Raw genomic sequence first — 23,450 nt, 5'->3', positions numbered from 1 at the left:
CCGCGTCACTGCACGCGGAACGAACCGTCGGCGCTGAGCACGAGCGTGCCCTTCTCGAACCGCTGCGACCACTGACCGTCACCCGATCGTTCGTTCTCGATCGGCCATCCGAGCGAGCCCTTCTCACCCCCGCGGCGCAGCCATTCCGCCCGGATCGCCCCGCGGGTGACGAAGCCGCCCTTGGCGGACACGAGGATGCTGCCGCCCGTGAAGTCCTGGCGGAAGCCGCCGGCCGTCGCGTACTCGTTCTTGACCGGAATGCCCAGGACGCCGCCCGCACCGCCCTGCTGAAGGTGCACCGTGCGGATGTAGCCGCGGGTGACGTACGTGGCGGAGGATCCGACGTAGACCGTGACCTTCTCGAACGGCTGCGCCTTCCACCCCGTCGCGACGGTGGCGAGCGGACCCGTCGCGAAGCCGTAGGCGTCGACCTTGCCGTTGTCGCGGTAGTTCTTCCACACCGCGCCCGTGACGGCCGTGGCGAAGCCGGTGCGCGCGACGGTGACGACGCCCGACTCGAACGGCTGGATCCAGCCGGACGCCTCTTCACGCTCGGCAGAGGTGGGGGCGCCGAGAACGGCGAAGCCGCCCGCTGCGCGAGCCGTGTTCAAGATGGCTCCGACGACCGCTCCGGAGGCGGAGCGGTCCGCGTTGACCCAGACCTCGCCGCCCTGGAAGCTCTGGCTCTTGCCCCGCTCGGAGGTCTGGAAGGCACCCGTCGGCATGCCCAGGCGACCCTGCACGCCTCCCGCTGCATCGAGCGGCGTCACGATCGAGGCCGGCACATCGACGGTCGTCGACGTACCGCAGTAGATGCGACCGCCCTGGAACTGCTGCATCACCCCGCCGGCCACCTTCTTCTCGGGGCCTACGGCGGCGCCGAGGTAGCTGTTCGCCGCACCCAGCGAGCGGTACTGGCGCCCGATGACCCCGGCCACGGCGTAGTTGCCGCTCCTCGACGTGGTGAGCGTGGTCGCGCCGAAGTCCTGCGAGTACGACCCGTTCGAGCCGACCTGCGGACCGGTCGGGGGACCGACCGTGGAGCTGGTCCCGGCGGCCGTGAGCGCCTTCGACAGCGCCGTCACGGCGAAGGTGCCGCTGGTCGTGGCGAAGACCGAGCCGCCCTCGAAGCGCTGCATGAAGCCGCCCGTGGTGGCCTTCTCGTTGTTGATGGGGGCGCCGAGCGCGCCGGAGATGCCGCCGGCCGCCGCGTAGCCGCGGTAGATCTCGCCGCGGACCGTGAAGCGGTCGTCCGCGCTGGTGCGCAGCATCAGCCCGGCGGTGAACTGCACGTACTGACCGGCGTCGACCTTGGCCACGGCCGTGGGCCAGCCCACGCTCGCGACTCCACCCGCCTTGGTGTACACCGTCGTCCACGCCGCGCTGAGGGCGGTGGTGGCGGTGGGGCCCTGGAAGATGCTGCCGCCGGCGAAGTCCTGCCGCGCGCCTCCCGAGAAGGAGTAGGCCCGGGTCGACGGCCACCCGAGGGTGCCGGTGACGTTTCCGGCCTTCTCGTACGTGTCGCTGATCGGGGGCGCCACGGCGAACCCGCGCCCGTCCGAAGGGCGGACGTAGATGCGACCCGAGTCGAAGTCCTGGTACCAGCCGCCGAAGGCGCGCGAGACCACGCCCGCGGGCCAACCCAGGCCGCTGTTCGCCTCGCCGACGGCGCGGTATTCGGTGCGCGTGCCGCCGACGGTCGCCTGCACGGCGGTGGTGCCGTTCTTCAGGTAGAGGTCGGCGTTCTCGAAGCGCTGCGACCACCCGCGACCGGGCCATTCCGTCATCGCGCCGGTCGAACCGCCGATCCAGCCGCTCGCGCCGCCGGAGTCCTGCCAGAAGCGGGTGATGGCCGCGCCGCGCTGGGTGGTGGTGCTACCGAACCAGTCGGTGAAGAAGCGGAAGAAGTTGCGGTTGCCGTACGCCGAGCACGAGTCTCCCTCGCCGGCCCCGGCCCGCAGCGCCGCAGCGTTGGGCTGGTACGGCGTGTAGTAGTAGAGGTTCGCCGTGGCCTGGTTCTGGATGTACACCGGCGACGAGCCGCACGAGGCGTTCGGGTTGTACCGGATATTCCACGTCTTGCCGGGGGCGTAGTAGGTGAAGTACTTGTTCTGCGAGTAGATCTTCAGCTGGCGGGCCGCACCGTAGACCTGGTTGAAGAAGCCGTAGTAGCGCGTGTCGCACGCCGCGGTGTCGGGGCAGCCCTGCCCCATGGCGATCGTGTAGCGCCAATCGGACGGCCACGTGTGGGTGATGAGGCCCTGCTCCTTCTCGAGCATGACGATGAGCACCTGGGGGTTGAGACCGCACGCGGTGGCGACCTTCGACAGGATCCGCGCGGCGGATTCCGCCGACGCCCCGGTGTAGGTGTCGCAATAGGTGTCGGCCGTGCGGGTCGCCGTGTTCTGCCGGAAGTCGCGCAGGCAGGTGTAGCCCGACTGGCACTTCGACACCTTGCCCTTGAGGAAGGAGTCGATCTGTCCCTCGGTCATCGTCGTGGAGTCGAAGAAGACCTCGTCCGAGATGATGTTGCCCGGTCGGAAGAGCGACATGTCGGCGGCGGGGCGCAGGTCGATGGCCGAGACGGCCCCTTGCGGGGCGGCGACCGCAGCGCTCGCCGCAGACGCCGAGGTGGGCGCGCCGGCGAGGGCGAGAGACGCCACGAGCGCGATCGTGGCCAGCGAGGCCGTGAAGATGCGCGCGGCCAGGCCGGAGATGCGTTCGGTCACCCGCCTTATTGTGACGGACGTGACGGGTGAATACCACCGTGAAACGAGAGACTGGTGATATATGAGCACTCGGCGGGTCGTCGCGCGTCCCAGTGCCGGGGCGGCTTCGACCGCTGTGGCACGATTGACGCGTGAAGGGCATCATTCTCGCCGGGGGTTCCGGCACGCGTCTGCATCCGATCACTTTGGGCGTGTCGAAGCAGTTGATCCCGGTGTACGACAAGCCGATGGTCTACTACCCGTTGTCGACGTTGATGCTTGCCGGCATCCGCGACATTCTGGTGATCACGACCCCGCATGATGCGCCGTTCTTCGAGCGGTTGCTCGGGGATGGGTCGCAGTTCGGGGTGGATCTGCAGTTCGCGCAGCAGCCCTCGCCCGATGGGTTGGCGCAGGCGTTCACGATCGGTGCCGATTTCATCGGTGACGACAAGGTCGCCCTCGTCCTAGGCGACAACCTTCTCTACGGTCCTGGCCTGGGTACGCAGCTGAAGCGGTACGCCGACGTCGACGGTGGGGCGGTGTTCGCGTATTGGGTGGCGGAGCCGTCCGCGTACGGGGTGGTCGAGTTCGACGATGACGGCAAGGCGGTCTCTTTGGAGGAGAAGCCCGCGGTCCCGAAGTCGAATTACGCCGTCCCGGGGTTGTATTTCTACGACAACGACGTGATCGACATCGCCCGCAACCTCGCCCCCTCCCCCCGGGGGGAGTACGAGATCACGGACATCAACGCCGAGTACCTGCGTCGCGGCAAGCTGCAGGTCGAGGTCCTCCCGCGGGGGACGGCGTGGCTGGACACGGGCACGTTCGATCAGATGACGGATGCCGCGGATTATGTCCGCACGATGGAGCGACGCACGGGGCTGCGGATCGGGGTTCCGGAGGAGGTCGCGTGGCGGCAGGGGTTCCTCACCGATGACGAGGTCGCGGAGCGTGCACACAAGTTGGTGAAGTCCGGGTACGGGTCGTACCTGCTGGAGATTTTGGAAAGAGGCCGCTGATGGCGCACCTTCTCGTCACCGGCGGCGCCGGGTTCATCGGATCCAACTTCGTCCACCATGTCGTTGCGCACACCGATCACACGGTGACGGTGTTGGACAAGCTCACCTACGCCGGTAACGAGGCCTCCCTCGCCGGTCTCCCGGAGGATCGGGTGCGTCTGGTGGTGGGCGACATCGCCGACCCGGGCGTCGTGGATCCCCTCGTCGCGGAGGCGGATGCGGTGGTGCATTACGCCGCCGAGTCGCACAACGACAACTCCCTGCACGATCCGCGTCCGTTCCTGGACACCAACATCATCGGCACCTACACCCTGCTGGAGGCCGCGCGCCGTCACGAGACCCGGTTCCACCACATCTCCACCGATGAGGTGTACGGCGACCTCGAGCTCGATGACCCGGCCCGGTTCACCGAGAACACCCCCTACAACCCCTCCTCCCCGTACTCCTCCACCAAGGCGGGGTCGGATTTGTTGGTGCGGGCGTGGGTGCGTTCTTTCGGGGTGCAGGCCACCATCAGCAACTGCTCCAACAACTACGGCCCCTACCAGCACGTGGAGAAGTTCATCCCCCGCCAGATCACCAACGTGCTGCGCGGCATCCGCCCCAAGCTGTATGGGAAGGGTGAGAACGTGCGCGACTGGATCCACGCCGACGACCACTCCTCCGCCGTGCTCACCATCCTCGACAAAGGCCAGATCGGTGAGACCTACCTCATCGGCGCCGACGGGGAGAAAGACAACAAGAGCGTGGTGGAGATGATCCTGCAGATCACCGGACACCCGACCGACGCGTACGACCTGGTCACCGACCGCCCCGGCCACGACCTGCGCTACGCGATCGACTCCACCAAACTCCGCACCGAACTCGGCTGGACCCCCACCTACGGTGATTTCGCGTCGGGTCTTGCCGCGACCATCGACTGGTATCGCGAGAACGAAGCCTGGTGGGCCCCCGCCAAAGACGGCGTCGAAGCCTTCTACGCCAGCAAGGGACAGTGACAGTGGTGACCGCGTTCGGTAAGGCCCTCACCGTCACCCAGACCCCCATCCCGGGGTTGATCGTGCTGGATCTGCCGGTGCACGGCGATTCCCGCGGCTGGTTCAAAGAGAACTGGCAACGCGAGAAGATGACCGCCGACACCATCGGGCTGCCCGATTTCGCTCCGGTGCAGAACAACATCTCCTTCAACGACGCCGTCGGCACCACCCGCGGCATCCACGCCGAACCCTGGGACAAATACGTCTCCGTCGCCACCGGCCGCATCTTCGGCGCCTGGGTCGACCTGCGCGAAGGCGACACCTTCGGTGCGGTGTTCACCACCGAACTCGATGCCTCGAAGGCGATCTTCGTCCCCCGCGGCGTCGGCAACAGCTACCAGACCCTCGAGCCGGACACCGCGTACACCTACCTCGTCAACGACCACTGGTCACCCGAGGCGACGTACACCTTCCTCAACCTCGCCGACGAAACCGCCGCCATCGACTGGCCCATCCCCCTCGATGAGGTCGAGATCAGCGCGAAGGACAAGAACCACCCCCGTCTGGGCGAGGTGGTGCCGATGCCGCCGAAGAAGACCCTCATCACCGGCGCCAGCGGCCAGCTGGGCCGGGCCCTGCGGGCGGAATTCGGCGAGCACCCCTGGATCGAGTACGCCACCCGTGAGGACCTCGACCTCACCTCACCCGAGCTGGGCACCGCCCGCCGCTGGCGCGAATACGACACCATCATCAACGCCGCCGCCCACACCAAAGTCGACGCCGCCGAAACCCCCGACGGCCGCGAAGACGCCTGGGCCGCCAACGTCACCGCCGTCGCCGCCCTCGCCCGCATCGCCACCACCCACGGCCTCACCCTCGTCCACATCTCCAGCGACTACGTCTACGACGGCAGCAAAACCGGCCCCTACACCGAAACCGACCCGGTACGCCCCCTCGGCGTCTACGGACAGACCAAAGCCGCCGGCGACGCCCTCGCCGCCACCGTCCCCCGCCACTACATCCTCCGCACCAGCTGGGTCATCGGCGACGGCAACAACTTCGTGCGCACCATGGCCTCCCTCGCCGCCCGCGGCATCGACCCCCGCGTCGTCGACGACCAGATCGGCCGCCTCACCTTCACCGACGACCTCGCCCGCGGCATCCGCCACCTCCTGCACACCCACGCCCCCCACGGCACCTACAACCTCACCGGAACCGGCGAACCCCACTCCTGGGCACAAATCGCCGCCCAGGTCTTCGCCCTCACCGGCCACGACCCCGCCCGCGTCACCGGCGTCAGCACCGACGACTACTACGCCACCACCACCGGACCCATCGCCCCCCGCCCCCGCAACAGCACCCTCGACACCACCACCCTCGAGAACACCGGCTACACCCCCGCACCCGCAGACACCTCCCTCGAGACCTACGTCAGCGGGTTGTCCTGAGATGAGCGGCGGTCCGACCCCCGCGGTCACGCCGCAACAGACGCCCACGCGGCGCAGTCGAGGCAGGTCCTCGTTCCGCCCCGACATCCAGGCATTGCGCGCGCTCGCGATCGGGTTGGTCGTCGTCAATCACCTGCGGCCGCACTGGCTGACCGGGGGATACGTCGGCGTCGACGTCTTCTTCGTCATCTCCGGCTTCCTCATCACGAGCCACCTCGTCGACCAGCTGACGAAGACGGGGCGCATCGCTCTGGGGCAGTTCTACGCCCGGCGCATCCGCCGCCTCCTCCCGGCGGCCCTGCTCGTGCTCGCCGCCACCGCCGCGCTCGTGGCCGTGTTCCTGCCGTACCCGCGGTGGCAGCGCAACGCGATCGAGATCCTCGCGAGTGCGGGATACGTCGAGAACTGGGCCCTCGCGGGCTTCTCGGTGAACTACTCCGCGCTGAACGACTCCGCCAGCGCCGTGCAGCACTACTGGTCGCTGTCGGTCGAGGAGCAGTTCTACCTGCTCTGGCCGCTGGTTCTGCTGGGAGCCGCTGCGCTGGCGGCTCGCTTCGCCGCGACCACGCTGCGGCCGGCGGTGATCGTCGCGGTGATCGCCGTCGGCGTCCTCTCGCTCGGCGCGAGCGTCTGGTTCACGATGGTCATGCCCAGTCAGGCGTACTTCGTCACCTTCACGCGGGCGTGGGAGTTCGCGGCCGGAGCGGTGGTGGCCCTCACCGCCCACCGCCTGACGCTCGGTCGCCGCACGCGCGGCGCGATCGTGGCGGTCGGGGCGATCGCCGTGGCCGTGTCGGCGGTCGTCTACAACGAGACGACCCCCTTCCCGGGGATCGCCGCCGTCGTCCCGGTCGTGGGCACCGCGCTCATCATCGCCGCCGGAGGGCGCGACCGCGCGTGGCACTCGATCGTGTCGGGCTCGCGTCCCGTGCAGTGGCTCGGCGGGATCTCGTACTCGCTCTACCTGTGGCACTGGCCGCTCATCGTGATCGCCCCGTTCGCCCTGTCGATGCCGCGCACGTGGATCGTCGACCTGGGGATCCTCGCCGTCGCGCTCGTGCTGAGTTGGGCGACGAAGGTGCTCGTCGAGGACCCGGGGCAGAAGTGGCGCTTCTGGGCGCAGAGCGTGCGGCGCAGCATGCTGCTCATGGTGACGGGGATCGTTGTCGTCGCGCTGGCGGCGGGTGGACTGCTCGTCGGGTACACCGTCTCGGCTGCGCGCGACTCGCCCGAGGCCGAGATCGAGGTCGGAACCTGCACCGGTCCCGCAGCGCTCGCGACCGCCGGATGCGATCCGTTCGCGGCGCCCGAAGACACGACCATGACCGCGGCGAACGAGTACTTCTATACCCCGGCCGAGTGCGGCGAGCTGCTGCCGAAGCTCAGCTACGACGGACTGCTCACCACCCGCGAGTGCGACTTCACCCCGTCGGGTGAGGCGACGGAGGACGTGTGGCTCGTCGGCGACTCGCACGCGCAGCAGTGGCAGGGGGCGATCTTCGACCTCGCCCGCGAGCGCGGCTGGGACGTGACGATCAGCTTCTACGGCGGATGCCCCGTCGCCGACGTCGATTTCCTCGGCTTCCGCGGACCCTGGGCGCCCCAGGACGCGCAGCGCTGCCGCGACTGGTCGCGCGGCGTGTCCGACGCGATCGTCGCGGAGCGCCCGGCGCGCGTGTTCACCTCGATGGCCGCTCGCGCCGACACGCTCGACGACGGGTCCGGCCGGTCGGTCGAGGAGCAGTTCACCGAGGGGCTCACCGCGGACTGGTCGGCCTGGCGCGCGGCGGGCGCCGACGTCGAGGTGCTCGCGGATCCGCCGTTGAACGGGGCCGTGCGGGATCCGGACTGCCTCGCGATCAACGGATCCGACCCCGCCGCCTGCGCGGTGCCGCGCGCGGAGGCGCAGCCCATTGATCCGCTCGTCGTCGCGGCGAACGCGATGGGCGCCGACCAGGTGGGGCTGATCGACCTCACCGACCGCTTCTGCACCGACACCCAGTGCCTCGCCAGCGTGGGCGGGGTGCCGGTGTACTACGACGCCGACCACCTCAACCTCGTCTACGTGCGTCTGCTGGCCGCCGACATCGCCCGGGCGATCGACGACGGGTCTCCGACGCCCCCCGGGTAGAATCCTCATGCCGCTCCCGCGGCCCCACCGCCACGTCTTCGGAGCTCATTCTTCTCATGGATCTACTCATCGTCGGCTCCGGCTTCTACGGCCTGACCATCGCCGAGCGCGCCGCCGCCGCGGGCCGCAAGGTGACCGTCATCGACCGTCGCCACCACATCGGCGGCAACGCCTACTCGGCGGACGAGCCCGAGACGGGCATCGAGGTGCACCAGTACGGCGCCCACCTGTTCCACACGTCGAACCCGACGGTGTGGGAGTACGTCAACCGCTTCACCGACTTCACCAGCTACGTGCACCGCGTGTACACGACGCACAAGGGCGTGGTCTTCCCGCTGCCGATCAACCTCGGCACGATCAACCAGTTCTTCCAGGCCGCGTACACGCCCGACCAGGCGCGCGCCCTCGTGCACGAACTCGCGGGTGAATTCGACGCGAAGGACGCCGCGAACCTCGAGGAGAAGGGCATCGCCCTCATCGGCCGGCCCCTCTACGAGGCGTTCATCCGCGACTACACCGCGAAGCAGTGGCAGACCGACCCGAAAGATCTGCCCGCCGAGGTCATCTCGCGCCTGCCCGTGCGCTACACGTACGACAACCGCTACTTCAACGACACGTGGGAGGGCCTGCCCGTCGACGGCTACACCGCGTGGATCGAGCGCATGGCCGACCACCCCAACATCGAGGTCAAGCTCTCGACCGACTACTTCGACGAGTCGCAGCCGCTGAACAAGAAGGCGACCGTGGGTCAGGTGCCGATCGTCTACACCGGACCCGTCGACCGCTACTTCGACTACGCCGAGGGCGAGCTGTCGTGGCGCACGCTCGACTTCGAGCAGGAAGTGCTGCCCATCGGCGACTTCCAGGGCACGAGCGTGATGAATTACGCGGATGCCGATGTGCCCTACACGCGCATCCACGAGTTCAAGCACTTCCACCCCGAGCGCGCCGACCGGTACCCGACCGACAAGACGGTCGTGGTGCGCGAGTACTCGCGCTTCGCCACGCGCGAGGACGAGCCGTACTACCCGGTCAACACCGCGGACGACCGCAGCGGCCTGCTGGCCTACCGCGAGCTGGCCAAGGGCGAGAGCGACGTGTACTTCGGCGGTCGACTGGGCACGTACCAGTACCTCGACATGCACATGGCGATCGGTTCGGCTCTGTCGATGTGGAACAACCAGCTGGCGTGAGGAGGGTTCTCGCGTCCGTCGGTCTGCTGCTGATGGCAGCGGCCACGGCCGGCTGCGCCGCGACGGCGGGTCCGACCGCATCCGCAACCGTGGAACCGGGGGCGTCGGTGTCGCCCGCGCCTCGCAGCGTCTTCGTGGTGGGGGACTCGAACTCCACGGGCTTCCGCGGCACATTCGCCACCGGGCAGCAGTCCGGAGACGCCTGGGCCTCCCGGTTGCCGGCGGGCGCGTTCGCCCCGGTCGAGGGGTGGGCCGTCGACGGGGCGACCACGGGCGCGATGCGCGCGGGCGTCGAGGCGCTCGACCCGCACGTCGACCAGCTCGTCGTCATGGCGGGCACCAACGACCTCGCCACCGGGGTCGCGACCGACATCGTGCGCGAGAACCTCGCGGCCATCGCCGCGCACGTCGACGCGCCCGAGGTGCTGGTGCTGGCCATCGCCCCCTTCGACGCCCTCGCCGCCGAGGCGACCGCGCTGAACGCCGAGCTGCGCGCCGAGGCGACCGCTCGCGGCTGGGACTTCTTCGACCCCTGGACGGGGTCGCGCACGGCCGAGGGCACCTGGGTGCCCGCGTCGACGGTCGATGGCGTGCACGCCACCCGTGAGGGCTACGCCGCGGCGGGCGACGCCGTCGCCGCGCATCTGGGTGCCCCGTGACCACGCCCTCCGCCGACACGACGACCCGCCGCGCCGAACGCGCGCGCCCGACGGCGGGCGGTCGGCGCGCCGACCTCGACGGTCTGAGGGCCTTCGCGATCCTGCTCGTGGTCGTGTACCACGTGTGGCTCGGCCGGGTCTCGGGCGGGGTCGACGTGTTCCTGCTGCTGTCGGCGTACTTCTTGACCGGGTCGTTCCTGCGGCGGGCCGACACCCTGTCGCTCGCGACGCTGCCCGCCTTCTGGGCGCGGCGCTTCGCCCAACTGCTTCCTGCGGCCGCGGTGACGATCGCCGCTGTGCTCGCTTTCGCCGCCCTCGTCCTGCCCAGCTCGCAATGGCGCGCCGTCTGGGAGCAGGCGTGGGCGTCGTTGACGTACTGGCAGAACTGGGCGCTCACCGAGGCGGCCGTCGACTACTACGCGCGCACCGAGACCTTCCCGAGCATGCTCCAGCACTTCTGGTCGCTGTCGGTGCAGGGTCAGGTCTTCGTGCTGTGGCCCCTGCTGCTGGTCGCGGGTGCGGTGCTCGCCCGCAGGATGCAGTGGTCCGTCCGCCGCGTCCTCGCGATCCTCTTCGGCGCCGTGTTCGCGGTCTCGTTCACATACTCCGTCGTCGCGACGACCGTGGCGCAGCAGGCCGCCTACTTCGACACCTGGGCCCGGCTGTGGGAGTTCGCCCTCGGCTCGCTCGCCGCGCTGATCGTGCCGCGACTTCACGTCGGTCGCGTGCTTGGCCTGGTGCTGGGGTGGGTCGGCGTCGTCGCCCTCGTCACCTGCGGGCTCGTGCTCGACGTGGGCGCGGGCTTTCCCGGCGTGGCGGCGCTGTGGCCCACCCTGGCCGCCGTCGCCCTCATCGTCGCGGGTCGCACCGCGCGTCCGGCCGGGGCGTCCGCGCTGCTCGCCTCGCGCCCCGTCACGGCGGTGGGCGGCATCGCCTACGCCCTCTACCTCGTGCACTGGCCGATCCTCGTCGCCACGATGGTGCTCATCGACTCGACGCGCGTGTCGATCGTCGAGGGGCTGGTCGTGATCGCGCTGTCGCTCGTCGCCGCGTGGCTGCTCACGCGCGGCGTCCGCGCGGTCGCGCGCGGTATCGGCACCTCCACGCCTCGCGACGCGCGGCTCGTCGTGGTCTCGCTGCTCGTGGTCGCCCTTCCGCTGGCGTCGTGGCAAGCGGCATCCGCGGTGCAGGCCGCCGGTGTCAGCCCCCAGGCGAACCCGGGCGCGCAGGTGCTGATGCCCTGGACCGACGCCCGCGCCGACGACGACGCCCCCCTCGCACCGCTGGGCACGCAGCTCGAGGACGAGTGGATCGCCCTCGACGGCCCGTGCGACGACGCGTTCGCGCCGAACGACGATCGTCTCGACGGGTCGTGCGTGCAGACGGTCGTCGACCCGGCGGCGCCGACCTTCATCGCGGTGGGCGACTCGCACGCGCAGCAGTGGCTGGGCGCCCTTCTGCCGGTGCTGCAGGACGACGGCTGGAACGTCGTCGCCCTGCTCAAGGGCGGGTGCTCGCTCGCCCCCGACGAGGACGCCGACGACGAGTGCCGCGAGTGGCGCACCGCGGCCGCGGCGTACACGGTGGCCGTTCCCGCGGCCGTCGCGATGTTCATTGGCACCAAGGCCGTGCCCGAGTCGGATCAGGAGCGCGTGCCGGCGGGGCTGGACCGCGTGATCGGCGAGGTCGTCGCCTCGGGCACCGAGGTGCTGCTCATGCGCGACAACCCGCGGTTCCACGAAGACATGTTCACCTGTCTGGAGCAGACCCCCGACGAGTGCGGCCGCGACCTCGCCACGGTCCAGGCGCCCGCGAATCCCGCGGTGGCGCTCGCGGACGACCCGCACGTCTCGCTGCTCGATCTCACCGAGTACCTCTGTCCCGAGGGGCGCTGCCGGGCGGCGATCGGCAACGTGGCGGTCTACCTCGACGACAACCACCTCACCGGCACCTACGCCCGCAGTCTCGCCCCCGCCGTCCGTGCGGCTCTCGCCGAGATCCCGGGCATCCCGATCGGCTGAGGGAGCGCTCGCGTAGAATCGTGCGGATGACCCCCGCCGCCGTCGGCGCCCCCGGATCCGTGCGGCGCTCCCTCCACTCGCTGTGGTTGCTGTCGGCGCGCGATCTGCGGGTGCGCTACTCCACCAGCGCGCTGGGGTACCTCTGGTCGGTGCTCGATCCGCTCGTGATGAGCGCGATCTACTGGTTCGTCTTCACCCAGGTGTTCCACCGCACAGTCGGCGAGGAGCCCTACATCGTGTTCCTCATCACGGCGCTGCTGCCGTGGGTGTGGTTCAACTCCGCGGTGAGCGACTTCACGAAGGCGTTCAAGAAGGACGCCCGGCTCGTGCGCTCGACCTCGATCCCACGCTGGATCTGGGTCGACAGGATCGTCGTGAGTAAGGGCGTCGAGTTCCTCTTCTCGCTCCCGGTGCTCGTGCTGTTCGCGGTGTTCGGCGGCGCGCAGGTGTCGTGGGCCCTGCTCGCCTTCCCCCTCGCGGTCGTGCTGCAGACCGCGCTGCTGGTGGGGCTCGGTCTGATCATCGCGCCGTTGTGCGTGATGTTCGGCGATCTCGAGCGCACCACGCGCCTGGTGCTGCGAGCGCTGTTCTACGCCTCGCCGATCATCTACGGCGTGCACAACCTGCCGGGGGTCTTCGCCGACATCGCCGCGTTCAACCCGCTGTCGGGCATCTTCACCCTGTACCGCGTCGGGTTCTTCCCCGACCAGTGGGACACTCTGACCGTCGTCGTGGGCGCGGCCGTGAGCCTCGGCATCCTGGGTCTCGGTGTACTCGTCTTTCCCAAGCTCGAGCGTCCCGTGCTGAAGGAGCTGTGATGCCCGGTCCCGCGATAGAGGTGGACGGCCTCGGCGTGCGCTTCCGGCGCAACCGCCGCGGGGGCCGCTCGTTCAAAGACCTGTTCGGCGGCGCGGAGCGACGCTCGCGCCCCGACGAGTTCTGGGCCCTGCGCGACGTGTCGTTCCGCGTCGAGCCGGGGGAGTCGATCGGCGTGGTCGGGCGCAACGGCCAGGGCAAGTCGACGCTGCTGAAGCTCGTCGCCGGGGTGCTGCTGCCCGACGAGGGACAGGTGACGGTCGAGGGGGGAGTGGCCCCGCTCATCGAGATCACCGGCGGTTTCGTCGGCGACCTCACGGTGCGCGAGAACGTGCGCCTGACGGCGGGACTGCACGGGATGCCGCGTGCCGAGGTGTCGCGCCGCTTCGATGACATGATCGACTTCGCCGAGATCGGCGACTTCGTCGACACCCCCTACAAGCACCTGTCGAACGGCATGAAGGTGCGCCTGGCGTTCTCGGTGGTGTCGCAGTTGGACGAGCCGATCCTGCTCGTCGACGAGGTGCTCGCCGTCGGCGACCGCGCGTTCCGCGAGAAATGCTACCGGCGCATCGACGAGCTGCTCGCGGCGGGGCGCACGCTGTTCTTCGTCAGCCACAACGAACGCGATCTGCGCCGCTTCTGCACGCGGGGGCTGTACCTCGACAAGGGCGCCCTCGTGCTCGACGCCCCGATCGCCGAGGTGCTCGAGCGCTACAACGTCGACTACGCGACGGGCTGAGGCGCGAGCGGCGGCATGGGCTTCCACGACGCGTCGCGCGCGATGCGGCGCCCGTCGCGGAGTCCGCGGAACAGGTGGCTCGTGCCCTTGGCCTTGCGCTCCACCACGACCAGGCGGATGAGCTCCTTGACGAAGGTCAGCGCCGTGCCCGCGGCGAAGGGCAGCGGCCGGTACACACCGAGCTCGCGGTAGTACTTCTGCAGGTACGCGCGGTTGCGCATGATGTAGTACCGGTACGCGTCGCTCGAGGCGTTCATGTGGCGGATGCCCATGTCCCACTGCTTGATCTCGCGCGTGCGTCGCAGCACGAACTCGTTCACGATGACCGACGGCGTCTGCCGCGAGGCGAGCCAGCCGTAGAGCTGGTCGTCCCAGTAGATGAAGAAGCGGGGGTCGGGAAGGCCGATCCGCGCGACGATGTCGCGGTGGATGAACATGCCCTCGAAGCATCCGGAGTTCATCGGCTTGTACCCCGACGAGTCGAAGCCGGCCGGCGCGAAGGGGATGGGGATCGCCATCGACTCGGCCACGCGGTACTGCCAGTAGAACTCGCTGCCGTCGTAGTCGTAGCGGCGGCCCTGGATGCTGCGGAAACGCGGAGCCCAGTGCCCCATGCGCGCGAGGCCGTCGGAGACCACCTCGACGTCGTCGTCCATCAGCCAGATCCACTCGGAACCGAGTTCGTAGGCGACGCGCATGCCCTCGCTGAAACCGCCCGAACCGCCCGTGTTGGTCTCGAGGCGGCGATACACCAGCGTCGTGGGGAGGCGATCGCGGTACGACTCGACGACCGCGGTGGTGTCGTCGGTGGACGCGTTGTCGATGACGACGAGGTGCCCGGGCGAGGGATCCATCCGCTCGATGCTGTCGAGCAGGCGGGTCAGCAGGTGCGTGCGGTTGTAGGTGACGACGACGATGGTCGCCGACGACGGGTCGAATGCGGAATCCGCAGGGATCGGGGTGGCGTCGGCGTGCGCGGTCATAGCACGCACGATCATAACCGGCCCTCCTCGGAGCCTCCCGTCGGTGAAGACGCCATGCGCTGTTCGAGGCGTTCGCGCCACGACCGCGACTGGCCCGCGCGCACCGCGCACAGCGCCAGCAGCAGCCAGCCGGCGCCGGTAAGGGTGAAGCTCTCGAACATCGACACCGTCAACAGCGCGACCAGCGTCAGCGGCGCCCACGCGTGCACGACCGAGCGGCGATCGCTCGCGACGAGCCACCCGCGCGCGAGCCCGAGCCCGCCGAGGGCGACGAACAGCAGCAGGCCCACCGCGCCGAGCTGCAGGAGCACGTCGAGGTAGGCGTTCAGTGCGGAGGCGTGCGTCTCGCCGAGGCCGAGGGGCACCAGGGCGAACGGCACGGCGTCGTTCACCCATTCGCCGAACCAGCCGAAGCCCTGCACGGGGCGCATCTCGCTCAGGTGCACCAGCCGCGCCCACAGGTCGGTGCGCAGCGTCAGATCGGCTCCGGCGCCGAGGGTGTCGACGAGAGGGGCGCGGAAGGCCCACGCGCCCGCGATCCCCACCACGACGACGGAGCCGAGCGCGGCCTGCGCTCGTCCCCTCCAGGCGGCGGGCACGCGACGCATCGTCCACAGGGCGAGGGCGGCGACCCCCGTCGCGGCGGCGACGACGATCACGGTGGGCGAGCCGCTCAGCGCCGCGAGGGCACCCGCGAGCACGACCGAGGCGATCGCCGTGGCCACGCTCACCGACTGCGTGCGGAACTCCACGAGGAAGGTGATGAGGGCGATCACCGTCACGAAGCCCAGCGCGTTGCGGGTGCCGAAGATCCCCTGCACCGGACCCAGCTCGGCGATGGCGCCCTGGATGCCGAGGAAGGGGATGGGCAGATCGAGCAGGATGCCGCTGAGCACCTCGAGCGCGAGCGAGACGCCCAGCAGCCAGCGCAGCACGTCGCCGAGAGCCCGCACGGTCTGCAGGGCGTCGCGGACGTGGCCGAGGACGACCGCGAGGAACGCGAGCGCCGCGAAGGCCGACCAGCCGCCGAGGGAGTGGGTCGCGCTCGGGCTCCAGAACACGCTCGCGCCGGCCCACGCGACCAGCAGGACGAGCGTCGTCGGGGCGAGGCGCACGAGCTCGAGCTCATCGCGACGGACGTACAGCACGGCCGCCCCCACCGCGCACAGTCCGGCGACGATGGTGGCCCAGGTGACCTCTCCCGCGACCGCGACGATCGCGTAGCGGGCGAAGACGGCGGCGAACACCGCGAGCGCGAAGGCGCGGGCGAACGCGGGCGACGACAGCGGAGGAAGCGGTCGCCGCGCGTCCGGCGCGCCGGTCACGGTGCGGGTCTCGGCAGCTCGCCGCGCTCGATCGAGATGCTCTGCTCGCTCGGTCCCACCCCGACCAGCGGGGTCTGCTTGATCTTCGCGCCGAACAGCACCACGAACATCCAGCCCCACAGCAGCAGCGGGCCCGACTCGGTCAGGCCCTGCACCACGAGCAGTGCACCGATCAGGGTTGGCAGCAGCGTCAGGGGGGAGTGCGGGCGGTCGTCGCGCAGGTCCCAGCGCGGGCGGTCGACGGCGAAGAACCACGACCGCCACACGTACGCGAGGTACACGAGGCCGAGCAGGGCGACGCCGATCCCGCCGAGCTGCAGGAAGACGTCGAGCCACATGCTGTGCGCCTGCACGACGGTCTGGCCGTGGTCGACGATCCATCCGTCGAAGAGGGGCTCGGTGGCGATCCAGGGAGTGGAGAAGCCCCACCCGATGAACGGGTGCTGCGAGGCGCGGGCGATCACGTCGGCCCAGATGCCCTCGCGGCCGGTGAGGTCGGCTCCGCGGCCCATCACGCCGAAGAGGGCGTCGCGGCCGAACCACAGCACGGCCCCGCCGCCGAGTCCGACCGCGGCGTACAGCAGGTACCAGCGCGTGCGCTCGCCGGGGCGGCGCGCGGTGCGCATGACCTGCACCGTGCCCAGCACGAGGGCGACGAACGCCGCGGCGATGAAGGCGGTGGCCGATCCCGCCCGCACGAAGAGGAAGGCGGCGATCGCGATCCACACCCACAGCAGGGCGCGGCGCGGCGCGCCCGCGGCGATGCGCACGGCGAAGACGATGATGGCGACGAGCATCACGGCGGCCAGCAGATTCGCATTGCCGAACACGCCCTGGATGCGACCGCCGTCGAAGAGGTTGTCCCGCGACCAGTAGACGATGGGGTCCATGCGCTCGGAGGGCACCACGAACCCGGGCAGGAGCGGGCCGCGCACGATGAGCGAGACGGCGACCTCGAACAAGAGCGAGAGGCCGACGATCCACTTCGCCGCGGACGCGACAGCCCGCACGACGTCGCGCCACGTGAGCATGGCGCCGACGAAGAGTCCCTGGAACGTCGTGATGACCAGCAGGAGGAGCGTGAGGGCGGATGCCGCGGGCCAGGCGCTCCACGCGAGCGAGGCGATCGCCCACGCGACGTAGCCGAAGGCCAGCCAGGGCAGGCGTCGGACGGCGAAGGGCGGGCGCGTCACGAGCCAGACGACGGCCGAGACGACGGCCGAGGCCACGACCACCACCGCGGTGACGACCGGACCGACGGCGTTGACGAGCCCGACGCCGCCGAGGGCGAGCACGAGCACGAAGACGCACCAGGCGCGCAGCAGCAGGTGCCCCGTCGTCTCGCGCGGGGGCGCCGTCGGCACCGCCGACACCGGGTGATTCGTGTACATCGCCATGGTGATCTCAGGGTACCCGTCGGCATCCGGAGACGAGGGGGCCCGGCCGCTAGGCTGACGCCGTGCTGATCGCCCTCTCGAACACGCCCCGCGACTACGCCTGGGGGAGCCCGACGCTGCTCGCCGACCTCGAGGGCCGCGAGCCGTCGGGGGCGCCCGAGGCCGAGGTGTGGTTCGGCGACCACCCCGGTTCGCCCGCCGAGGTGCACGACGGGTCGGGGCTCACGCTGGACCGGTGGCTGCCGGCGGTCGGCGACGGGCTCCCGGCGAAGCTGCCCTACCTGCTCAAACTGCTCGCGGCCGGAGCGCCGCTGTCGATCCAGGTGCACCCCTCGAAGCAGCAGGCGGTCGAGGGCTTCGCGCGTGAGGAGAAGACGGGGGTCGCGCGCGACGCCGCCGAGCGCAACTACAAGGACGACAACCACAAGCCCGAGGTGATCGTCGCCCTGAGCGAGACGTTCACCGCCCTCGCGGGGCTCCGCGACCTCGAGCGCACCCGCGCGCTGATCGACGTGCTGGGCGACGCGCCCGCCGTCTCGACGCTGCGCGACCACCTGTCCGCAGCCTCCGGCCCCGAGGCGCTCCGCGCGGCGATCGGCTGGGTGCTCGGAGAGGCGGATGCCGCGGACGTGGCCCAGATCGTGGATGCCGCGGCCTCCGCCTCGTCCGACGACTTCGCCGCCGAGCTGGCGCTCGTGCGCTCGCTGCACACGGCCTACCCGGCCGATCCGGGCATCGTCGTCGCCCTGCTGATGAACCTCGTGCACCTGCGCCGCGGCGAGGCGATCTTCGTGCCCGCCGGCGTGCTGCACGCCTACGTCGACGGTCTCGGCGTGGAGATCATGGCCGCGAGCGACAACGTGCTGCGCGGCGGCCTGACGCCCAAGCACATCGACGTGGACGAGCTGCTGCACCTCGTCGACTTCGCGCCTGCCGACCCGCCGTTCCTGCGCCCCGCGCCGGCGGGCCCGCAGGCGGAGGTCTTCGCGCCGGGCATCGCGGACTTCGCCCTCGGGCATCTCCTCGCCGGCGGCGAGACGGCTGCGCTGGAGCTCTCCGGTGTCGCGATCGCGGTCTGCGTCGGGGGAGAGGCGCGTGTGACGGGCTCGTCGGGCCGCAGCATCACCCTGGCCCCCGGCCAGGTCGCGCTCGTCACCCCCGACGAGACGCCGCTGACGAGCGACGGCGGTGGCGAGGTCTTCGTCGCGATGCCCGGGAGCTGAGCGCGACACGCCGAGCGCTCGTCTAAAGGTTCACGTCGGCCTTGAGGGTTTACGATCCGCGACTTGACTCTCGCGAATCACACAGGTGTAATTATGACTGCGCGACACGTCGTCACAAGACGTGTCATGGGGGCGTGAACGAGGCGGAGGACGAGATGGCGACATCGCAGTACCGGTCCGGAGTCCCGGACAACTGGTTCGTTGATCCGGTCGATCTCGGCGTACCCGGCGTCCGTCGCGACATCGACGCCGTCGAAGAGAACACCCTCGCCTGGCAGACCGACGCGCTGTGCTCGCAGACCGACCCCGAGGCGTTCTTCCCCGAGAAGGGCGGCTCGACGCGTGACGCGAAGCGCATCTGCACCTCGTGCGACGTCAAGACCGAGTGCCTCGAGTACGCGCTGCAGAACGACGAGCGCTTCGGCATCTGGGGCGGCCTCAGCGAGCGCGAGCGCCGCAAGCTCAAGCGTCGCGCCTGAGCGGTCGATCACCCGCCTGAGCGATCCCGTCGGCGACGGCGCGGCGTCCTCGATCGTCCGCGACCGCGCTTAGGCTGATCCGCGTCATGCCCGCCCGTGTACACGCCCTCCTCGTCGTGCGCCCTGAAGGACGCACGCCCGCCGCGCAGCATCTGCAGAGAACCCTCGCTGCACTCGCGGCGCAGACCCGACCCGTCGACGCGCTGACTATCGTGCTGTGCGGCGCCGACGCGGCGCTGACGCAGTTGGCGGCGGCATCCGGTGCCGAAGGCGTCATCACCGCCCCCGCCGGCACGCCGTTCGCCGTCGCGACGGCCCTCGCGACGCCCCGGCTCACGGGAGACGCGGTGTGGCTGCTCGCGCAGGACACCGCCCCCGACCCCGACGCGCTCGTCCGCCTCGCCGGCGCGCTCGAGCTCTCGCCCTCGCTCGTGGTCGCCGCCCCCAAGCTCATCGCGTGGGACGACCGCGACGAGATCCTGTCGCTCGGTGTGAGCATGAACCGGTACGGGGGAGCCGTCGAGCTCGCCGCCGGAGAACTCGACCAGGGACAACGCGACGGCGACGCCGACGTGCTCGGCGCCGACGTGCGCGGCATGCTCGTGCGTCGCGATGCATGGCTGCAGCTCCGGGGTCTCGACCCCGCTCTCGGTGGAGCCGACGAGGGCCTCGATCTGGGCGTTCGCGCGCGCCTGGCCGGCCACCTCGTCTCGCTCGTGCCGACCGCCCGCGTGGCTGTCGCCGGTGACGGCGTCGCCGCGATGGCGCGCGGCCGGCGTCGTGCGCGGCGCCGCGCGTTCGCGACCCGCACCGCCCAGCTGCATCGCCGTCTCGTCTACGCCCCCGCGCCCACGGTGCTGCTGCACTGGCTGTCGTTTCTGCCGCTCGCGCTCTGGCGCACGATCCTGCACCTCGTGACGAAGGTGCCGTACCGGGTGCTCCCCGAGTGGGGCGCCACCCTTCTCGTGATGGCGCGGCCCGCTGCCGTCGCCCGCGCCCGCCGCCGCATCCGCACCTCGCGGGTCGTCGGGTGGTCGCGTCTCGCGCCGCTGCGCGTCACGCGCGCCGAGATGCGCCTGCGCTTCGAGGGCGACGTCGCCGACCCCGAGGCCCCCGTGCGGTCGGAGCTGCGCTTCTTCGTCGGCGGAGGGGCGTGGACCGTGCTCGGCACCCTCGCGGTGTCGGCGGCGCTGTTCTTCCCGCTGCTGGCCTGGCCGGTGCTCGGCGGGGGAGCCCTGGCGCCGCTGCGCGCGAACGTCACCCAGCTGTGGCAGGACGCCGCGTGGGGCGCCCGCCCCCTCGGCCTCGACGCGATCGGCCCCGCCGACCCGTTCTCGAGCCTCGTCGCCCTCATCGGCACCCTCTCGCCCGGCGAGCCCTCGCGCGCCTTCGTCGTGCTGTGGGTGCTCGCCCTGCCGCTCGCCGTGCTCGGCGGGTGGTTCGCCGCCACGCGCGTGACCGAGTCGTCGCTGCTGCGCATCGTCGGCGGACTTGCCTGGGCCCTCGCCCCGACCTTCCTCGCCGCGATCGTCGAGGGTCGACCGGCGGGCGTGCTCGTGCACCTGCTGCTGCCCTGGCTGTTCTACGCCGCGAGCGTCGCGCATCGCTCGTGGGCCCCCGCCGGAGCGGCATCCGTTCTGCTCGTGGGTGTGCTGGCGTGCGCGCCGTCGCTGGCCCCCGCCGTGGTGGTGCTGTGGTCGGCCGCGCTCGTCGTCGTCGCCCTCGTGGCCGCGCGCGGCATCGCCCGCGTGGTGTGGCTGCTCGTGCCCTCGGCCGTGATCTTCGGCCCCCTCGTGTGGACGCGCCTGCGCGCCGGCGACCCGTGGGCCCTCCTCGCCGACCCCGGCGTGCCGTACCGCGGCGCCGAGGCCACCGCCGACCCGCTCGGACGAGCGCTGCTCGCGGCCGGCTTCCCCACCTCCGACCCGGGCGGATGGGTGTCGCTCACCGGCGGCTCGGTGTGGTGGGTCGGCCTGCTCGTCGCGCCGCTGGCCGTGCTCGCCGTGCTCGCGGTGGTCACGCCGCGGTGGATCACGGCATCCGGCCTCATCCTGATCACGGCCACGGGCCTTGCGACCGCGTTCGCCGCCGTCGGGGTGGCGCTCTCGTTCGACCACTCGGTCGCCGTGCCGCTGTGGCCGGGCGCGGGGCTCAGTCTCGCGTGGATCGGACTCGTGGGGGGCGCTCTGGTCGCCCTCGACGCGGGGGTTCCGGCGCGCGTTGCCGTGCTGCGGCCGCTCGGCGCTCTGGTGGCCCTGGTCGCGCTCGCTGTCAGCGTGGCTCCCGCGCTGACCGCGCAGGTGGCGAACGGGGCCTCGGGTCGGTCGACGCTCGTCAACGGACCCGTGTCGACCCTGCCCGCCTTCGTCGCGGCCGAGGGGCGCGGTTCTCTCGACCTGGGCACGATCGTGCTCGACCCGCGCGCCGACGGCCTGCGCGTCGACGTCGTCTGGGGAGGCAGCGCGACGCTGTCCGGCCAGAGCACCCTGCAGGCCACCCGCACCTCGCCGACGCCCGAAGACCTCGAGCTGGCCGACCTCGCCGCCGACCTGGTCACCCCGTCGTCCGACGACGTGGTGTCGCGCCTGGCGGCCCACGGCATCGCCTTCGTGCTGCTCGAGTCGGCGCCCGCCGGTGAAGACGACGTCATCCGCGGCACGCGCCTCGGGGCGGCGACCTCTCTCGACCAGCGCGACTCGCTCGACCCGGTCGGCGAGACCTCGCGCGGCGACCTCTGGCGCGTGAACGCCGAGGTGACCCCGCGTCCCGAACTCGATGCGCACCGATTGGGCCTGCAGCGACTGGTCGCCGCCGGCTCCCTGGGCGTGCTGCTGGTGGCTCTGCTGCTCGCCGTGCCTACGGCAGCTTCACGGCGGACCGCGCGCCGCACGCCCCGCATCGTCGGTCCGAGCTCGGGAGGATCGCGATGAGCGAGAACCGCATGGCCCGCTTCGCCGCCACGAGCGCCCGTGTCGTGGCCGGTACCGCCGTGGCGACCGCGGCCGTCGTCGGCACGGTCGTCGGCATCGCTGCGCCGTGGCCCTCGTACACCGCCACCCCCGTGCGGGTCGAGTCGACCCCCGCCCCCGGTGACACGGTGCTCGCGTGCGACGGACCGCTGCTCGCCCTCGGGCGCAGCGCCGACTCCGCCGGCGGGCTGAGCGCGGCCGCCGCACAGCAGCTCGTCAGCGGCCCCTCCGACGCCGACGCCCAGGCCGAGCAGCTCTCCGGAGCGACAGCGGATGCCGACGGCGACGCCCAGGCGCTGCGCGCGGCGCCCCAGGACCGCTCCGAGACGCCGTTGGCCGCCGCCGGATCAGCGACCGTGGCCTCCGACGACCTCGTCGGGTTCTCGGCATCCGCGTGCCGCCCGCCGGAGGCCGAGTCGTGGCTGGTCGGCGGAGCGTCCACGACCGGCGCGAACGACCTCGTCGTGCTGGCCAATCCGGGCGACGTGCCCGCCACCGTGCAGTTGTCGGTGTACGGCGCGCAGGGCGTGTCGACCCCGCCCGGGGGACAGAACCTCGTCGTCCCCGCGCGCGAGCGCAAGGTCGTGCCGCTCGCGGGTCTGCTGCTCGGCGAGGAGAGCCCTGTCGTGCGCGTCGTGTCGTCGGGAGCCCCGGTGCACGCCTCGCTGCAGGCGAGCCTGACGCGCCTGCTGCTGCCCGGCGGCACCGACCAGGTCGCCCCTCTCGCGCAGGCCGACACGCGTCTGGTCATGCCCGGCGTGCACGTGCTCACCACCGGAGAGGGCCAGGCGGGCACGATCGTGCGTCTGCTGTCGCCCGGGTCCGATGCCACCGCCACCGTGCGCGTCATCCCCGTCGACGCCGCCGGGGCCGAGGCCGCTCCGACCGACGTGCCGCTCACCGCCGGCCTGCCGACCTCGCTCGACCTCTCGGGCCTCGCCGCCGGCGCGTACACCGTCGAGGTCTCGGCGACCGCCCCGATCGTCGGGGCCACGTGGTCGACCACCGGGTTCGGCGAGGGTGCCGATTTCGCCTGGTACGTGCCCGCTCCGCGCATCACCGAGCCCACCGTCGTCGCCGTTGCGCCCGGTGTGGGCTCGTCGATCGTGCTGGCGACCGAAGACGCCGAGGCCTCCGTGACGCTCACTCCCGTCGACGGCGGCGATGCGATCACCACCGCTGTTCCCGCAGGGGGCACGGCGGCCGTCGCCGTGGCATCCGGGATCTACCGGCTCGAGTCGGCGGAGCCGGTGCGCGCCGCGGTGTCGTACACGGGCACGGGGGCCCTGGCGGCCTACCCGCTGTGGCCCGCGGATGCCGCGGCCGGGGCCCTCACGATCCTGCCCTGACCGGGCGG

At 71.2% G+C, this 23,450-nt stretch carries 17 protein-coding genes; 13 read left to right on the top strand and 4 right to left on the bottom strand.

Features of this window, described 5'->3' with window-relative positions:
- Window positions 1–5: 5 nt before the first annotated feature.
- Complete coding sequence (locus tag ABXS86_RS06240; RefSeq protein ID WP_353665963.1) at window positions 6–2,729, bottom strand: LGFP repeat-containing protein; 2,724 nt, start codon at window positions 2,727–2,729, stop codon at window positions 6–8.
- Window positions 2,730–2,860: 131 nt separating this feature from the next.
- On the opposite strand from ABXS86_RS06240, the gene rfbA reads away from it, so the two are divergent.
- The 9 genes from rfbA (at window position 2,861) to ABXS86_RS06195 (ending at window position 13,717) form a co-directional block, all read left to right on the top strand.
- A complete protein-coding gene (gene rfbA, locus ABXS86_RS06235) occupies window positions 2,861–3,730 on the top strand; it encodes a glucose-1-phosphate thymidylyltransferase RfbA (protein WP_353665962.1) in 870 nt (289 codons plus the stop codon).
- On the top strand, window positions 3,730–4,728 hold the full coding sequence (gene rfbB / locus ABXS86_RS06230) for a dTDP-glucose 4,6-dehydratase (protein WP_353665961.1): 999 nt from the start codon (window positions 3,730–3,732) through the stop codon (window positions 4,726–4,728). The genes rfbA and rfbB overlap by 1 nt, the downstream gene beginning before the upstream one ends.
- A gap of 2 nt (window positions 4,729–4,730) precedes the next feature.
- On the top strand, window positions 4,731–6,155 hold the full coding sequence (locus ABXS86_RS06225; protein ID WP_409988248.1) for a sugar nucleotide-binding protein: 1,425 nt from the start codon (window positions 4,731–4,733) through the stop codon (window positions 6,153–6,155).
- A gap of 1 nt (window position 6,156) precedes the next feature.
- Entirely contained in the window at window positions 6,157–8,286 is a 2,130-nt protein-coding gene (locus ABXS86_RS06220; protein ID WP_353665959.1) for an acyltransferase family protein, read from the top strand.
- A 56-nt stretch (window positions 8,287–8,342) separates the two neighbouring features.
- Window positions 8,343–9,479 carry a UDP-galactopyranose mutase gene (glf, locus tag ABXS86_RS06215; protein ID WP_154096032.1) on the top strand — a complete coding sequence of 379 codons (1,137 nt, stop codon included), beginning with the start codon at window positions 8,343–8,345 and terminating at the stop codon, window positions 9,477–9,479.
- Between the two features lie 137 nt (window positions 9,480–9,616).
- A complete protein-coding gene (locus tag ABXS86_RS06210; RefSeq protein WP_353665958.1) occupies window positions 9,617–10,138 on the top strand; it encodes an SGNH/GDSL hydrolase family protein in 522 nt (173 codons plus the stop codon).
- Window positions 10,135–12,159, top strand: a complete 2,025-nt coding sequence (locus ABXS86_RS06205; protein ID WP_353665957.1) for an acyltransferase family protein — start codon at window positions 10,135–10,137, stop codon at window positions 12,157–12,159. The genes ABXS86_RS06210 and ABXS86_RS06205 overlap by 4 nt, the downstream gene beginning before the upstream one ends.
- Before the next feature lie 26 nt (window positions 12,160–12,185).
- Window positions 12,186–12,977 carry an ABC transporter permease gene (locus ABXS86_RS06200; RefSeq protein WP_353665956.1) on the top strand — a complete coding sequence of 264 codons (792 nt, stop codon included), beginning with the start codon at window positions 12,186–12,188 and terminating at the stop codon, window positions 12,975–12,977.
- Window positions 12,977–13,717 carry an ABC transporter ATP-binding protein gene (locus ABXS86_RS06195; RefSeq protein WP_307209710.1) on the top strand — a complete coding sequence of 247 codons (741 nt, stop codon included), beginning with the start codon at window positions 12,977–12,979 and terminating at the stop codon, window positions 13,715–13,717. The genes ABXS86_RS06200 and ABXS86_RS06195 overlap by 1 nt, the downstream gene beginning before the upstream one ends.
- Here ABXS86_RS06195 and ABXS86_RS06190 read toward each other — a convergent pair.
- Genes ABXS86_RS06190 through ABXS86_RS06180 form a run of 3 tightly spaced genes read right to left on the bottom strand, consistent with a single transcriptional unit; the run spans window position 13,702 to window position 17,422 of the window.
- Window positions 13,702–14,715: a glycosyltransferase family 2 protein gene (locus ABXS86_RS06190; RefSeq protein ID WP_353665955.1), complete on the bottom strand. Its 1,014-nt coding sequence runs from the start codon at window positions 14,713–14,715 to the stop codon at window positions 13,702–13,704. The genes ABXS86_RS06195 and ABXS86_RS06190 overlap by 16 nt on opposite strands.
- On the bottom strand, window positions 14,712–16,025 hold the full coding sequence (locus ABXS86_RS06185) for an O-antigen ligase family protein (RefSeq protein ID WP_353665954.1): 1,314 nt from the start codon (window positions 16,023–16,025) through the stop codon (window positions 14,712–14,714). Before ABXS86_RS06185 ends, ABXS86_RS06190 begins: the two co-directional genes overlap by 4 nt.
- Window positions 16,022–17,422, bottom strand: coding sequence for an O-antigen ligase family protein (locus tag ABXS86_RS06180; RefSeq protein ID WP_353665953.1), 1,401 nt, complete (start codon window positions 17,420–17,422; stop codon window positions 16,022–16,024). Before ABXS86_RS06180 ends, ABXS86_RS06185 begins: the two co-directional genes overlap by 4 nt.
- Window positions 17,423–17,484: 62 nt before the next feature.
- On the opposite strand from ABXS86_RS06180, the gene manA reads away from it, so the two are divergent.
- The 4 genes from manA (at window position 17,485) to ABXS86_RS06160 (ending at window position 23,442) form a co-directional block, all read left to right on the top strand.
- Entirely contained in the window at window positions 17,485–18,645 is a 1,161-nt protein-coding gene (gene manA / locus ABXS86_RS06175; RefSeq protein ID WP_353665952.1) for a mannose-6-phosphate isomerase, class I, read from the top strand.
- 155 nt (window positions 18,646–18,800) lie between these two features.
- Window positions 18,801–19,124, top strand: coding sequence for a WhiB family transcriptional regulator (locus ABXS86_RS06170; protein WP_144828863.1), 324 nt, complete (start codon window positions 18,801–18,803; stop codon window positions 19,122–19,124).
- Between the two features lie 86 nt (window positions 19,125–19,210).
- Window positions 19,211–22,054: a glycosyltransferase gene (locus ABXS86_RS06165; protein ID WP_353665951.1), complete on the top strand. Its 2,844-nt coding sequence runs from the start codon at window positions 19,211–19,213 to the stop codon at window positions 22,052–22,054.
- Entirely contained in the window at window positions 22,051–23,442 is a 1,392-nt protein-coding gene (locus tag ABXS86_RS06160) for a DUF5719 family protein (RefSeq protein ID WP_353665950.1), read from the top strand. The genes ABXS86_RS06165 and ABXS86_RS06160 overlap by 4 nt, the downstream gene beginning before the upstream one ends.
- Window positions 23,443–23,450 lie beyond the last annotated feature (8 nt).

Source organism: Microbacterium sp. che218 (assembly GCF_040436305.1).
GTDB classification, from domain to species: domain Bacteria; phylum Actinomycetota; class Actinomycetes; order Actinomycetales; family Microbacteriaceae; genus Microbacterium; species Microbacterium algihabitans.
Note: the sequence above shows the minus strand (reverse complement) of the source record. Positions and strands in the feature narration are given on the sequence as shown.

Bases quoted from the DNA above. Each gene is read 5' to 3' on its own strand.
- ABXS86_RS06220 (WP_353665959.1), top strand. From the start codon at position 6,157: ATGAGCGGCGGTCCGACCCCCGCGGTCACGCCGCAACAGACGCCCACG.
- ABXS86_RS06180 (WP_353665953.1), bottom strand. From the start codon at position 17,422: ATGGCGATGTACACGAATCACCCGGTGTCGGCGGTGCCGACGGCGCCC.
- ABXS86_RS06170 (WP_144828863.1), top strand. From the start codon at position 18,801: ATGGCGACATCGCAGTACCGGTCCGGAGTCCCGGACAACTGGTTCGTT.
- ABXS86_RS06195 (WP_307209710.1), top strand. From the start codon at position 12,977: ATGCCCGGTCCCGCGATAGAGGTGGACGGCCTCGGCGTGCGCTTCCGG.
- rfbB (WP_353665961.1), top strand. From the start codon at position 3,730: ATGGCGCACCTTCTCGTCACCGGCGGCGCCGGGTTCATCGGATCCAAC.
- ABXS86_RS06160 (WP_353665950.1), top strand. From the start codon at position 22,051: ATGAGCGAGAACCGCATGGCCCGCTTCGCCGCCACGAGCGCCCGTGTC.
- ABXS86_RS06190 (WP_353665955.1), bottom strand. From the start codon at position 14,715: ATGATCGTGCGTGCTATGACCGCGCACGCCGACGCCACCCCGATCCCT.
- glf (WP_154096032.1), top strand. From the start codon at position 8,343: ATGGATCTACTCATCGTCGGCTCCGGCTTCTACGGCCTGACCATCGCC.
- ABXS86_RS06165 (WP_353665951.1), top strand. From the start codon at position 19,211: ATGCCCGCCCGTGTACACGCCCTCCTCGTCGTGCGCCCTGAAGGACGC.
- ABXS86_RS06200 (WP_353665956.1), top strand. From the start codon at position 12,186: ATGACCCCCGCCGCCGTCGGCGCCCCCGGATCCGTGCGGCGCTCCCTC.